Raw genomic sequence first — 14126 nt, 5'->3', positions numbered from 1 at the left:
ATTGCGCGCGCGGCGGTCAGTTCAGACGTAGCATGGACCTTCGACAAGCGGATGTCGCAACAGAAATGCCTCGTCTACCTCCACGCCCAGTCCCGGCTGTTCGGGCGGTGCAATGCGGCCGTCTTGTCCAATGTCCAGCGCGCCCTGAGTCAGCTCGGTGCGGAAGGGGTTCACGCTGGTGGCATCGGCCTCGAAATATCCGGGATTGTCGATCGCGGCCAGCAGATGCAGAGAGGCCACCATGTTGAGCGCCGTCATCGAGCTGTGCGGATGGATGCTCAGACCCCGGGCCGAGGCCATCGCGGCAATGCGCAGCAGTTCGGTCATCCCGCCGCTTTTGGACAGATCGGGCTGCAAGACCGTGACCGCGCCCTGCTCCAGCAGACGCTGGAATTCAAACCGGGTGTAATGGTTTTCGCCGGTGGCGATCGGTGTCGTGCCCAGCGTCGCCGCGGTGGCATAGGATTGATCGGCGTAGGGCGGGAACGGCTCTTCCAGCCAGGCCACGCGGCAGCGATCAAGCGTGGGCATCAGCCGACGAATGTCGTTGATGCCATAGGCGGCGTTCACATCCGTCATGATCTCGATGTCGTCGCCCAATGCGTCCCGCACCGCTTCGACCCGCGCACCATCGCGGGCGGGCGTGTCCCCCAACCGCAGCTTCAGCGCGCCAAAGCCTGCCTCGATATAGCCGCGCGCCTCGTCGATCAGCGCCTCCGGTTCCTGATAGCCAAGGGTCAGCCCGCCCGCATAGGCCTCGATCCGGCGCGACCCGCCGCCCAGCAGCTTGAACAGCGGCAGGTTCGCCGCCTTGCCGCGAATGTCCCACAGCGCCAGGTCGATGCCGCTCATCGCGATGCAGGTGCCTGCCCCAAACCCGTGCGTCGCCAAATGGCCCTTGTAGAGCCGCTGCCAGACACCCGTGGTATCATACGCATCCATCCCGATGATCATCGGCGCCAACGTGGTTTCGATCAGCTTGGCAATCGCCCCGGGCGAGCGCCCGTGATGCGCCTCGCCCCACCCGGTCAGGCCGTCATCCGTTCTGATCCGAACCAGCACGGCATCGCGTTTGACCATACGGCCCACACCCATTCGGAAACTCGTGTTTTCCGGCATACGGTAAGAGATGGGGAAAATGGCAACGTCTTGAATTTTCATGCAGTGCTCTCCTTGGGCGCGGGCAACATCAGGCCGTGGACCCGAATCATCTTTTCACTCTATAATCTGTAATATGACATTACAACTATTCAGCGCCAGACACTTCTTGCCCGAATACGTCACCCACCGGAAGTTGGCGCACTCAGGCCGCTGTGGCGCAACCTTCACCATCTTGCCATCGAACCGAACGGCTCTTGGCAAAACGCGGCGGAGCGATGCAATGCGCAGGTTTACACAGCAGAAGCCGCAAATCCATTCAAAGCGCGCGCGCCCGGCGCAAACAACAATCGACCACGCGCGCATCTCTGCCCGCGCACCAACGAACAGCTTCGCCCCGCCGAGTTTCGGATTCCGCACGCCCCGTTCCGCATGTATGCTCGGGCAGCAGTTTGTGGAAAGGATGACCCTGTGAGCGACAGCCGGCCGTCACGGCGCGCAACCAAAACCCCCAATGCCGTTCGCGAGGGTCTTCAACCCGTCCGCAACCGCAGCCTTGGGGATGAGGTCTATGAAGCGTTGGAAAAGCTGATCCTGATGGGCGAGTTGGAGCGGGGCGTTCGCCTGCCGTCGGAGGGCGATCTGTGCAGCCGGTTTGAAGTCTCGCGGCCCGTGGTACGGCGCGCATTGGAACGGCTGCGAGAGAAGGGTTTGATCCAGTCCCGCAAGGGTTCAGGCTCTTTCGTGTCGATAAGCGCCATCGACACGCCAGCCGTTGCCGGCCCGGAAGAACAGCTCAGCAGCATCCTTGGCGCCCTGGAATTCCGCCTGAGCGTCGAACCCGAAGCGGCCTATTACGCGGCGATCCGGCGCAGCGATGACAACCTTGCCACCATCGCCTCAGCCCTTGAAGATTTCCGGCAGCTTTCTGTGGGCAGCGCCCGATCGCGGGTGGATATTGCGTTTCACCGGGCCATCGCGCAGGGCGCCCGAAACGACCACTACGTGCGCGCCCTTGATGTGATCAGCTATGACATCGACCTTGGCGTGACCATCGCACGGCACCTGTCGCAGCTGGGCCAGGCCGAACGGCACACCGCGATTTTTGCCGAACATGAACGCATTTACCTTGCGATCAAAGCGCAAGATCCCTCCGCAGCGCGCGCCGCAATGGTCGAGCATCTCGAGAGGTCACGTCTCAGGGTCACCGCCCGGGGGCAGGAAGTTGTCCGCCGATCCAAGACTGCGGATTAACCCAGGGCCACCCCCCTTCAGCAGCGCCGTCTCAAAATAGTCTTTGACTGAAAATGCTGTTACATACTATTACAGCATTACGATTGAGGAGCGTCATGGATGCGACACCGCAGCATCCCGTGCCAACAACTGGAGGAGAATTTCATGAAAACGATCTCATTGGCAGCTCTGGCCATGGTCGCTGTCACCGCGACCGGCTTTGCTGCCACAGCTCAGACAGCCTATCCCGAAAAAACCATTACCATCGCCGTTGCTTACCCGCCCGGTGGCTTCAACGATCAGGTCGCGCGCATGATCGCCGAAGATTTCTCGGAACGCTGGGATCAGACGACCGTGGTCGATAACCGTCCGGGCGGCGGCACCGTTGTTGGCACCGATATCGTCGCCAAGGCCGATCCCGATGGCTATACCATCGGCATCTCGCCCTTTGCCTTTGGCGTGAACCCCGGCCTGTTCCCGGAACTGCCCTATGACTCGCGCGAAGATTTTGCCCATGTCATCGTGCTGGGGGATGCCTTCAACGTTCTGGTTGCCCATCCCGAATTCGAATCCAACACGGTTGCCGAACTCGTCGAATACGCCAAGGCGAACCCCGGCGACATCAACTATGCCTCTGCCGGGAACGGGTCGTCCAACCACCTGTCTGGCGAACTGTTCAAATCGCTCGCCGGGCTCGACCTCGTGCATATCCCCTACGGCGGCAGCGCCCCGGCGCGGACCGATCTGGTTGCAGGCCGCGTCGACGTGATGTTCGACAACTATACCAACGTGAAGGAACTGATCGAGGCCGGCAACCTCAAGGCTCTTGGCGTGACTCTGACCGAGGAATCACCGCTGATGCCCGGCGTGCCGCCGGTGTCGGACACCGTCGAAGGCTACGAGGTGACAACATGGTGGGGAGTGATGGCGCCCAAAGGCACCCCCGATGATGTCATCGCCAAGCTGAACGAGGCGCTGAACGACTTCCTGACCAAGCCCAAGACGAAAGAGGTTTTCGCCAATCAGGGCATCACCGAAATTGGTGGCTCGCCCGAGGATGCCGAGGCCTTCGTGTCCGGCCAGATGGACAAATGGATCCCCGTCGCTGAATCGGCGAACATGGCCGTCGACTGATCGACCGCCTGAACGATGCCCCGCAAAGCGATTTGCGGGGCATCTTTATGCTTAATTCCCTTCACCAACGGACCCTGCCAATGCCCGTGATCCTGCTGACCGATCCGATTGATCCAACCGAGGCCCGTCGCCTCGAAGCTGTTGCACAGGTGCGGCTGCTCGGGGCCGAAGGTGTCGGTCCGCTGGCCGAGGAAATGTCGATGGCGGACATCGTGATCGTGCGCCGCAAGATCCCGGCCGAGGATGTCGTGGGCGCAAACCGGCTGCGCGCGCTGATCCGCCACGGTGTCGGGCTGGATTTCATACCTGTCGAAACCGCCTCCGCCAACGGGATTGCGGTGACAAATACACCCGGAACCAACGAGCAGAGCGTGGCCGAACAGGTCTTTGGCATGGTGCTTGGCCTGCGCCGCGATATCCTTCGCAACGACACCCAAGTGCGCGCCGGAGCTTGGGACGGCTGCCGGGCACGGGCGCTTGACCGCCGCGACCTTCACGGCGCAACACTCGGTTTGATCGGATTTGGCAGCATCGGCCGCGCGGTCGCGCGGATCGCCCATTTCGGGTTTGGCATGACCGTGGTTGCGACCAAGCGCTCACAGTCGGATGGGCCCGAATGGGTCCGGTTATGTCCGCTGGACGACGTGCTGTCGACCGCGGATATTCTTGTGCTCGCCTGTCCGCTGACACCTGAAACGCGCTCTCTGATCTCGCGCGAGGCGCTGGCCAAGATGCAGCCCGACAGCATTCTGGTAAATATCGCGCGCGGCCCCGTTGTGGATGAAGCGGCGCTGGCCGACGCTCTGCGCGATGGTGTGATCGGCGGCGCCTGTCTGGATGTTTTCACCACCCAGCCGCTGCCGCCCGAGTCTCCTCTCCGCAGCGCGCCAAACACCGTGCTTTCGCCCCATGTCGCCGGTGTCACCGCCGACAGCATGCGCCGGATGAGTCAGGTCGCTGTCGATGATGCCCTGCGAATCCTGTCCGCCGAGCAGCCCAGGCACCTGTGCAATGCACAGGCCTGGCCCGAGATTGCAAAACGCTGGGCGACTTACGCGACCTGAAGAAACGCGACTACGCGCGCGCCACCAGCTCGCGCGCCGTCATGCCCGGCCTGCCGCCAAGTGTGGACGCCAGATCGTTGCAGGCTGAAATCACCCCGTCTTCCCAGGTTGATCGTGCATCGCCGATCCGCGCCGACATGGCCGCGACCGTCGCAGCGGCCACGCCCCGGTCCTGTAGCGCGGACAGGCGTGATGTCGCGGCGCCCCCGGCATCGTTGAACAGCGCCAGATAGGCATCCGCCTTCAACGCATTCGCGGGATTGCCGCCAAAGACCGCCCCGTGCGAGCCGGTGACGACGATCTGGCCGGCGTCCTCGGCCCGCACAAGGCTGGCGGAATCCACCAGAACCAGCCGCCGCGCGCCTTGGGCGACGTCCTCGCGGGCCTCGCGGATCTCGGGCGCATCGCCTGTGGCCATTGCAGCACCTTCCAGATGCCGGACCGCTTCGGCGCAACTCATGCCCGGTTGCGCCCCCGCAGCCCGTGCCGCCGCGTTGATATGCGAGACTATCCCCCGCGCCAGCATCTCGGCCGCATCACCGATGGGCGCGCTGCGGTGATCCACGGCAACCGCCGCCATGCCCGGTGCGTCGAGCCAGCCCAGGCCGCCGATGCCCGCATCGTCCAATCCGACCCCGGCATCGTGAAACACCGCCGCGCGGCACCCAGACCGGAAGGCAAGGCAGGCAGCATAAACGCCGCCGTGCGACCCGGTGACAACGACGCGCCCCTGCGCGCCGTCCAACTTTGTCACGCTGTCCGCCAGCAAAGGCTTATGCAACGCGGTCGCCCTTCTTGACCTTCACGGCACGGCTGTCGGCGGCGGGCAGCATCTTGCCCGGATCGCGCGTCACCACCACGTCCAGCACGGTGGGGCGGTCGGTTTCGGCCAACCCCCGCCGGATCGCGTCGCCCAGGGCATCCGGCGTTTCCACACGAATCCCAAGGCAGCCCATCGCCTCGGCCACGGTCGCATAATTCGTCTCGGCCAAGTCGCTGGATTGATAGCTGCCTTCGCCGTACATCAGGTGCTGCAACGCCTTCACATAGCCCGAGGCCGCATTGTTCACGACCATGATGACAGGGGCCAGTTTCATCCGCCGCGCGGTTTCGATCTCGCCCAGCACCATGTTGAACCCGCCGTCGCCGGTGATCGCAAACACCGCCCGCTCGGGCGCGGCAAGGCAGGCGCCAATCGCCCCCGGCAAGCCATAGCCGATCGAGGCAAAGCCACGGTCGGGAACGAACCCCCTGCCCGCCTGTTTGCTGTCGTACAGCAGCCCGCCCCAATGCGCGGCAAATCCGCCATCGGCAATCAGGATCGCATCGTCGGGCAGGTTGTTGTTCAACTCGCCGATCATCCGGCCCATCGACACCGGCACCTCTTCGCTGGTCAGACGTTCGCTGGCCATCTTGCGCCAGTCGTCCATCTTGGCGACCACGCTGTCGCACCACGCGGCGCGCCCATCCGGCATCGGTTTGTCCTTCAGGGCCGCGTGCAGGTCGCGGATGCCTTCGCGCGCATCGCCCCATAGCGGCAGTTCCGGCGCATAGGTGCGGCCGATTTCCTCGGCCACGCTGTCAAGGTGGATCACCCGCTTGCCCGGCGTCGGCACGGTATAGCGTTTGGTCGCGATCTCACCCAGCTTGCAGCCAACCACCAGAAGGCAGTCGCTGTCCTCGATCAGCCCGTTCGCGATCCGGTCATAGCGCCCGAACAGCCCCGCCGAAAGCGGGCTGGTGCAGGCAATGGCGCCCTTGCCGCTCATCGTGTGGGCCACGGGGATCTGCGCCGCCTCGGCAAAGGCCTGCAAATCTGCCGCCGCCTGCGAAATATGCACACCGCCCCCGGCCAGGATCAGCGGGCGTTCGGCAGCCGCCAGCAGCGCCGCCGCCTCGGCCAGCGCCTCTGTTTCGGGGCGGCAGCGCAGCGCGGGGGCGGCCTCGTACCGGGAATCGCACAGAAAATCCTCTTCCTCGAACCCGTATGTGCCGTGGGCAACATCCTCGGGCACGATCAGCACCACCGGGCCGGGCCGCCCTGTCGTCGCCACGATGAAGGCGCGGCGCAGCAGTTCCGGGATACGGTGGACCGATTCGACCCGGATCACCTCCTTGCAGGCGGGGCGCAGGATCTCGGCCTGATGGGTCTCTTGCGTCATGTTCTTCCACGAATGATCGCGGTGCGTGTCACCGACGATGGCGACAATGGGCGACCCGGCGTTCAGCGCCTCGACCAGCCCGGTCACAAGGTTCGTCGCCCCCGGCCCCAGCGTGGCATCGACCAGCCCGACCCGGCCCGAAACCTTGGCGTAGGCATCCGCGGCGAAGGTGCCGCAGCGTTCGTCGTTGATCAGGTGGTGGTTCAGCCCCAGCCGTCGTGCGGCATCGTAAAACGGCAGCAGCTGAAAGCCACCCATGCCGAAGACCGGGCCAACCTTATGCGCAAGCAGGGCCCGCACCAGTGCTTCGCCGCCGGTCATTTCGTTCGAGTCAGTCATGTGTCATGTCCATTCAAGTGATGCGATAGCCCAGCAGCCGGGGCAGCCAGAGCGCGATTTCGGGGAACGCCAGGATCAGACCCAGCGCCGTGGCCATCGCCAGCAGCAGCCAGCCGACCCAGCGGAAGGTGGATTCCAGCGGCACATTGGCGATCTTGGCGGTGACCATCAGGTTGACGGCGACGGGCGGGGTGAACTGCCCCATCGCGATGTTGATCGCCATCACCACGCCGAACCAGACGTAGGACCAGCCAAAGGTTTGCACGATGGGCACCAGCAGCGGCAGCGCGATCAGGTAGATCGACACCCCGTCCAGCACCATGCCCGCCAGGATCATCAGCACCATCAGCAGCACAAGGATGACCCATTGGTTGTCGCTGACCGACAGCAGCGCGCGGGTGGTGGCATCGAACGCCCCCATGGTCGATCCGGCCCAGGCAAACAGCCCTGCCAACGACAGGATCAGCATCAGCACGCCCGAGATCTTGGCGCTTTCGGCCAGCACGTTGTACACGTCACGCCAGCCCATCGTGCGATACAGTACGGTGCCGACGAACAGCCCGTAGAACACGGCCACCACCGCCGTTTCGGTCGGGGTGAACAGGCCCGAGCGCAATCCGCCCAGGATGATGACGGGCGCCATCAGGCCCGGCAGGGCCCGGCGCAGACTGGTCCAGAACGGCGGACGGTCGGGCGATTCCAGCGCGCCGAAATCGTGCTTGCGGCTCAGGATCAGCGTCGGCACCGCGATGGCCGCGCCCAGAAGGATGCCGGGGATCAGCCCGGCGGCAAAAAGGGCGCGCAGATCCATGCCGGGGATGATGACCGAATAGACGATCATCGCGATCGACGGCGGAATCAGGATCGCGGTCGAGGCCGAAGCCGCGATGACGCTGGCTGTAAAGGGTTTGGGATAGCCCGCCTTCACCATCGACGGCAGCATCACGGTGGCCACCGCTGCCGCGTCGGCCGGGCCGGAACCCGACATGCCGCCCATGATCATGCAGACAAGGATCGCGACAAGCGCCAGCCCGCCACGACGCGGCCCGACAAGGGATTGCGCAAATTCGACCAGCCGCGCCGCCACGCCCGAGCGTTCGAAGACCGCGCCGGTCAGGATGAACAGCGGAATGGCGATCAGCGGGTATTTGGCGATCGCGGCATAGGTGTTCGGCCCGATCATCCCCATCGCGGTGGCGTCAAGGCCAAGGTACACCCCGACCGCGCCGCCAATGCCAAGCGCGACAGCGATGGGCGTACCGATGGCCATCAACCCGATGAACACCAGAAGCAGCAGAAGGTTGGCGGTAATCATCGCGCCGCCCCCCGCCGCCGGATCAGAACCGCCCAGCCACGGCCCAGCACGCGCAGCAGGATTGCAATGCAGAGGATCGGCATCCAGATCGTGTAGATCCAGGCCGGATTGCCCAGACCGGGGGTGGTTTCCTCCCAGTACCATTCCGAATAGGTGACGCGCGCGCCATAATACAGCACCAGCGAAAACATCAGCGTCGTCGCGGCCAGCGTGATCAGCTCGCAGATCCAGCGCAGGCTGGCGGGCAGCCGGTCCAGCAGGAAGGTGATGCGGATGTGCTGGTTGCTGGCAAAGGCGGCCGAGGCCCCGACGAAGGTCATGAAGACCAGCAGGAACACCGAATATTCCTCGGTAAAGGCGAAGGACACATTGGTGGCATAGCGCGCAATCACATTGCCGAATGAGATCAGGCAGATCGCCGCCATCGCCGCCGCCCCCAGCGCCTCTTCAATGCGCACCGAAACGATGGTGTGGGCGGTATCCCCGTCGGCAGAGGTCAATTCGGCGGATTCGCCTTCTGGCGTGGTCGCCATCGTGCGCTCCTTGTTCTTTGAAGATCAAAAGAATGGGGTCCGCGCGGCCGGCGCGAACCCCTGTGGCGTCTCAGCGGTTTTCGATCGCCTGTTCTGCCTCGGTCACCAGATCGGCACCGATCTTTTCCTTCCATTCGTCATAGACGCCTCGGGTCGCATCGACGAACTGCTGACGCTCTTCGTCGGTCAGCGTCACCACATCGACGCCATAGCCCTTCACCTCGTCGATCAGCGATGTGTCACCTTCAGTCAGGCCCTTGCGCGCAACCTCGACCCCGTAAGCGCCGGCATCAATCGCGGCCTGACGCAGGATCTCCTGATCCTCGGGTGTGAAGCTGTTGAACACTTCGGGGTTCACCGCAAAGATCAGCGGATCGGCGACATAGCCCCACTGGGTCACGTTCGTCTGGCCCAGCTCATGCATCTTGAGCACGGTATAGATGGTCAGCGGGTTTTCCTGCCCGTCAACGGCGCCGGTGGTCAGCGCGGGCTGCGCATCGGCCCAGCTCATCTGCGTCGGGTTGGCGCCCATTGCGGTGAACATGTCGTTATAGATGGGCGAGCCGACCACGCGCAGCTTCAGGCCCTGCATATCGGCAGGCGTGCGGATCGGACGCTTCGAGTTGGTCACCTCGCGGAACCCGTTTTCGGCCCAGGCCAGCGGAATGGCGCCTTTGGATTCGACGATATCGAACAGCTTCTCGCCCACCGACCCCTGGGTCAGCGCATCCAGCGCCGCGTAGTCGGGCATCAGGAAGGGCAGCGAAAACAGGTTCAATTCGTTGATCTGCGGCGACCAGTTGATGGTCGAGCCGACGGCCATGTCGATCACGCCCTGACGCAGCGCGGTGAATTCGCGGGTCTGGTCGCCCTGCACCAGCTGCACGCCGGGGTAGACCTTCATCTTGATCCGCCCGTCGGTCCGCTCGGCCGTCAGTTCGGCCCAGCGTTCAGCGGCCAGCCCCCAGGGAAAGGGCGCGGGCACCACGGTCGAGACGCGGTATTCGTCCTTGTAATTGTCCTGTGCCAGAGCCGGGGTAAACCCCAGCGTGGTCAGCGCCGCACCGGCGGCGATCAGCGTCTTCAAATTCATCATGATTTCTCCTCCCATGATTTTCAAAAAGGGGCGTCCTCCCGACACCCCGGGCTTTTACGAAACGGGTTCGGGCTGCATCGTCCTGCGCAGCGCCGCCACGATCTTGTCGGGGGTCACGCGGGCCTCGTCTTCCATTGTCGGGGCATAGGCGATGGGGATGCGCGGCGCACCCAGCCGGGCCACCGGCGCCTTCAGCCGGAAATGCAGCGCCTCGGCCACACTGGCCGCGATTTCGGCACCAAAGCCCGAAACGGCGACGGCTTCGTGCACCACCAGAAGCCGCCCGGTCTTTTCCACCGAGGCAAAGACAGTCTCGCGATCCCAGGGCCAGAGCGTGCGCAGGTCGATCACCTCGGCCTCGATGCCTTCGCCCTCCAGCGTCTCGGCGGCTGTGATGCAGCCGTGGCGCATCCCCGACCATGTCACGATGGTCACATCGCGCCCCTCGCGCGCGATGGCGGCCTTGCCCAACGGCACGACATGCTCGCCCTCGGGCACCTCGCCCTCCATCGACCAGAGGTTCTTGTGCTCCATGTAAACCACCGGATCGTCGCAGCGGATCGAGGCTTTCAGCAACCCAAGGTTGTCGGCCGCCGTCGCGGGCGCGACCACCACCAGACCGGGAATATGGGTGTACCAGCTTTCCAGCGATTGCGAATGCTGCGCAGCGGACGACCGCCACATGCCAACGGGTTCGCGCACCACCAGCGGCACGCGCATCTGCCCGCCGAACATGAACCGCGCCTTGGCGGCCTGGTTCACCAGCTCGTCCACCGCGCACAGCGCGAAATCGGAAAACCGCATTTCCACGATGGGGCGCGTGCCCGTCATCGCCGCGCCAACGGCGGCGCCCATGATGCAGGCCTCGGAGATCGGGGTATCGGCGATGCGGCCCGCGCCGAACATCTCTTGCAGGCCCTTGTACTGGCCGAACACGCCGCCGCGCCCAAGATCCTCGCCAAGCGCCCAGACAGCGTCATCGCGCTGCATCTCTTCCATCACGGCCCGGCGGCCCGCTTCCAGATAGGTCGATTTCGCCATCAGAACGCCCTCTCGCGTGGGTCACCCATATCCTGCACATCGGTGAAGGCGCCCGCCGCCTCCGGCCAATCGGTTTCGCGTGCGCTGCGCGCGATCTGCGCCATCGCGTCGGCCTCGTCCCGGTGCAGGCTGGCCAGTTGCGCATCCTCCACGCCTGCCATGCGCAGGGCCACTTCGATCCGCGCAATCGGATCGTTGCCGCGCCATTCCTCGACTTCCGTGGCCGGGCGATAGGCCGCCGGATCGACCGAGGTGTGGCCGGTCATGCGGTAGGTGTGACAGGTCAGGAACCGTGGCCCCTTGCCCGCGCGCACCGCGTCGATGGCCGCGCGCGCCGCTGCATCGACAGCTACAAGATCGTTGCCGTCCACCTCTGTCGCCTCGATCCCAAGGCTTTCGGCCCGCGCCCCTGCCCCGGCCCCGCCGGTCATGTCGCGGGTGCGGGTGGTGGCCGAAAAATTGTTGTCTTCGCAGACGAAAAGCACCGGCAGATCGAACACCCGCGCCCAGTTCAGCCCCTCCATGAAGGGGCCGCGATTCACCGCTCCGTCGCCGAAGATGCAGGTCACGATCTGGCGCGAGCCTTGCAGCTTCAACGCGTGGGCCGCGCCCGTGGCAATCGGGATATTCGCCCCGACCACGCCATTCGCGCCCAGCATCCCCACGCCGAAATCGGCGATATGCATCGATCCGCCCTTGCCGCCGCAGGTGCCGCCCTGACGCCCGTACAACTCGCGCATCATTGCCAGCGGATCGGCGCCCTTGGCCAGCGTATGCCCGTGGCCCCGATGGGTCGACAGCATCAGATCGGCGGTTTCAAGATTGCCGCACACGCCTGCCGCCACCGCCTCCTGCCCGATCGAGGGGTGGATTGCGCCCAGCACAAGCCCCTCCTTCTGGCCTGAAATGGCCTCTTCCTCGAAGGCGCGGATACGGTGCATCAGCGCCAGAAGGTCAAGAAAACGTTCCCGGTCGAAATTGTCACGGCGCGGGCCGGGGCCTTCCGTCATGCTCTATTCCTTTTCATTCAGTATCAATTCCCGAGCGTCACGGCGGCGCCCGATCATGCCGCCAAGCTGCTCCGCCTCGGCCCGCAGTAGCGCGACAAGATCGTCCAGCCGGGGCGGGGCGACCCGTTCTCGGATCGCGGCGAGCGACAGGGCGGCCACAACGCGACCGTCCTGATCCAGCACCGGAACGCCCACCGCATTCATCGCGCTGACAATATGCCCGTCGTTGAAGGCAAAGCCCCGCGCGCGCGTTTCCGTAACCATCTGGTGCAGCGCGGCATCGTCGTAGGCTGTAAATGCCCCTCGTGCCTCGCCCGTGGTGGCGATGATGCGCGCGGCTTCGTCTTCCGGTTCATAGGCCAGCAGCGCAAGCGACCCGGCCCCCACCCCCAGCGGGCGGCGGTCGCCCACCGACAGGGTCAGCGTGCGGATCGGATAGGCGCCGGTCTGGCGATCGACGCAATGGGCCTGATCGCCATCGCGCAGCGACAGGAAAACCGTGTCATCGGTTGCGGCCGCCAGCCGCGCCAGCGCGGGGCGGGCCAGGTCGATGATGTGAAACCGTCGCGCGGCGTTGCCCAGGTTGAACAGGCAATAGCCAAGGCGATAGCGCTTGCCCAGTTCGTCAGTCTCGACATAGCCGACATCAATCAGCGCGCGCAGCAGACGGGAAATGGTCGATTTGCCAAGGCCAACGGCCAGCGCCACGTCAGACAGGCGCATCCCCTCGGAATCGCTCTCCGACAGGGCCTTCAGCACCATCGAGGCACGCCCGATGGTTTGCACGGATGCAACGCCAGTGTCCGGCACAGGTCTCCTCCCACCAACGGGTCCTCCAACCCGGTTGTGCCGCTAGGTGACACTGATTCGACCGCAAAGTGAAACAAAATCTGTTAACCAAATTCAGAAAGGGGCTTGGCCCCCACCTCGGATCGCGGCCCATGCCAATCCGTGAGAACGCAAGGGCCGCACCATGCACCCTACTCCGCCGCGCGGCAGCGCAGCGAAGACACATAGGCCACCCCGATCAGCCCTGCGCCCAACAGGCCGGTCAGCACTTCGGGAATATGCACCAGCGACTGCGCATACATGATCACCGACAGCGCAAGGATGGCGTAGAACGCCCCGTGTTCCAGGTATCGGTACTCAGACAGCGTGCCCTTCTCGACCAGCATGATCGTCATCGAGCGCACATACATCGCGCCGATCCCCAAGCCGATGGCGATGACAAAGATGTTCTGGCTTAGCGCGAAGGCCCCGATCACCCCGTCAAAGGAGAACGACGCATCGAGCACTTCAAGGTACAAAAACGCCCCGACCCCGCCACTGGCCGCGGTGGCGGTGGCGCTGCGGGAATCGATCAGCCCGCCCAGCACCTCGACCGCAAGAAAGGTCAGCAGCCCCATGATCGCGGCATTCATGAACGCCTGCCCCTCTGCCTCGGGCAGCAGCATGGAAAACAGCACCGCGATGGCCAGCGCAACGGCAATTTCGATCCCGCGGATGGCGGCATAGCGCGCCATCGGCGCCTCGATCCAGCCGATCCAGTGGATGTCCTTGTCGGGGTCAAAGAAATAGCTCAGCGCGACCATCATCAGGAAGGTGCCGCCAAAGGCCGTGATCGGCAGATGCGCGTCCTGCATGATCCGGCTGTAGGTGGCCGGCTCGCTGGCCGCCAGCCGCAGTGCCTCGACCGGGCCGATACCCGCCGCAACCACCACGATCAGCAGCGGAAACACGATCCGCATCCCGAACACGGCGATCAGGATGCCCCATGACAGGAACCGCCGCTGCCATTCGGGCCGCATGGTTTTCAGTTTGTTGGCGTTGACGATGGCGTTGTCGAAGCTCAGCGAGATTTCAAGCACCGCCAGCACGGCGCAGATGAAGAAATACGAAAGCACCCCGGCCCATGTGCCGGTATAGGCCCAGCCGACCAGCCCGCCCAGCAGCAGGCCCGCGCCGGTCACGATGAAGGCCCAAGTGAAATACCGGGGCGCCGCGCGGCCCGGTGTAGCAACTGTTGTCATGTCTGCGTTCCTTTCGGAACCGGATCGGCACTTTCGCCGATGGGCAGCGCCCGTCCTCCGGCCCCTGCGGT

General features: G+C 64.5%; 13 protein-coding genes. 3 read left to right on the top strand and 10 right to left on the bottom strand.

Going from position 1 to position 14126, the window contains the following annotated elements:
• Window positions 1-21 precede the first annotated feature (21 nt).
• Window positions 22-1161, bottom strand: a complete 1140-nt coding sequence (locus FGK64_RS20285; protein ID WP_138865697.1) for a mandelate racemase/muconate lactonizing enzyme family protein — start codon at window positions 1159-1161, stop codon at window positions 22-24.
• Window positions 1162-1569: 408 nt separating this feature from the next.
• Here FGK64_RS20285 and FGK64_RS20280 point away from each other — a divergent pair, with 408 nt between their 5' ends.
• From FGK64_RS20280 to FGK64_RS20270, 3 genes are all read left to right on the top strand, one after another.
• A complete protein-coding gene (locus tag FGK64_RS20280; protein WP_171054170.1) occupies window positions 1570-2352 on the top strand; it encodes a FadR/GntR family transcriptional regulator in 783 nt (260 codons plus the stop codon).
• 144 nt (window positions 2353-2496) lie between these two features.
• Complete coding sequence (locus FGK64_RS20275; RefSeq protein ID WP_171054169.1) at window positions 2497-3465, top strand: Bug family tripartite tricarboxylate transporter substrate binding protein; 969 nt, start codon at window positions 2497-2499, stop codon at window positions 3463-3465.
• Window positions 3466-3545: 80 nt separating this feature from the next.
• On the top strand, window positions 3546-4529 hold the full coding sequence (locus FGK64_RS20270) for an NAD(P)-dependent oxidoreductase (RefSeq protein WP_171054168.1): 984 nt from the start codon (window positions 3546-3548) through the stop codon (window positions 4527-4529).
• A gap of 10 nt (window positions 4530-4539) precedes the next feature.
• Here the strand turns inward: FGK64_RS20270 and FGK64_RS20265 are convergent, their stop codons facing one another.
• The 9 genes from FGK64_RS20265 to FGK64_RS20225 form a co-directional block, all read right to left on the bottom strand.
• Window positions 4540-5283, bottom strand: coding sequence for a hypothetical protein (locus tag FGK64_RS20265; protein WP_210236600.1), 744 nt, complete (start codon window positions 5281-5283; stop codon window positions 4540-4542).
• Between the two features lie 19 nt (window positions 5284-5302).
• Window positions 5303-7030, bottom strand: coding sequence for a thiamine pyrophosphate-binding protein (locus tag FGK64_RS20260; RefSeq protein WP_138865692.1), 1728 nt, complete (start codon window positions 7028-7030; stop codon window positions 5303-5305).
• A gap of 13 nt (window positions 7031-7043) precedes the next feature.
• Window positions 7044-8345, bottom strand: coding sequence for a TRAP transporter large permease (locus tag FGK64_RS20255; protein ID WP_210236599.1), 1302 nt, complete (start codon window positions 8343-8345; stop codon window positions 7044-7046).
• Window positions 8342-8878 carry a TRAP transporter small permease gene (locus FGK64_RS20250; protein WP_138865691.1) on the bottom strand — a complete coding sequence of 179 codons (537 nt, stop codon included), beginning with the start codon at window positions 8876-8878 and terminating at the stop codon, window positions 8342-8344. The genes FGK64_RS20255 and FGK64_RS20250 overlap by 4 nt, the downstream gene beginning before the upstream one ends.
• 70 nt (window positions 8879-8948) lie before the next feature.
• Window positions 8949-9974 carry a DctP family TRAP transporter solute-binding subunit gene (locus tag FGK64_RS20245; RefSeq protein WP_138865690.1) on the bottom strand — a complete coding sequence of 342 codons (1026 nt, stop codon included), beginning with the start codon at window positions 9972-9974 and terminating at the stop codon, window positions 8949-8951.
• Window positions 9975-10028: 54 nt separating this feature from the next.
• Window positions 10029-11015: an alpha-ketoacid dehydrogenase subunit beta gene (locus tag FGK64_RS20240; RefSeq protein ID WP_138865689.1), complete on the bottom strand. Its 987-nt coding sequence runs from the start codon at window positions 11013-11015 to the stop codon at window positions 10029-10031.
• The gene (locus tag FGK64_RS20235) at window positions 11015-12025 is read right to left on the bottom strand and encodes a thiamine pyrophosphate-dependent dehydrogenase E1 component subunit alpha (protein WP_210236598.1); all 1011 of its coding nucleotides are present in this window, start codon (window positions 12023-12025) and stop codon (window positions 11015-11017) included. Before FGK64_RS20235 ends, FGK64_RS20240 begins: the two co-directional genes overlap by 1 nt.
• A 3-nt stretch (window positions 12026-12028) precedes the next feature.
• A complete protein-coding gene (locus FGK64_RS20230; protein ID WP_138865688.1) occupies window positions 12029-12835 on the bottom strand; it encodes an IclR family transcriptional regulator in 807 nt (268 codons plus the stop codon).
• Window positions 12836-13005: 170 nt separating this feature from the next.
• A complete protein-coding gene (locus tag FGK64_RS20225; RefSeq protein WP_138865687.1) occupies window positions 13006-14055 on the bottom strand; it encodes a DUF475 domain-containing protein in 1050 nt (349 codons plus the stop codon).
• Between the last annotated feature and the right edge of the window lie 71 nt (window positions 14056-14126).

The organism is Arenibacterium halophilum (genome assembly GCF_005938225.1).
Taxonomy (GTDB): Bacteria; Pseudomonadota; Alphaproteobacteria; order Rhodobacterales; family Rhodobacteraceae; genus Arenibacterium; species Arenibacterium halophilum.
This window is presented reverse-complemented; position numbering and strand designations above follow the sequence as displayed.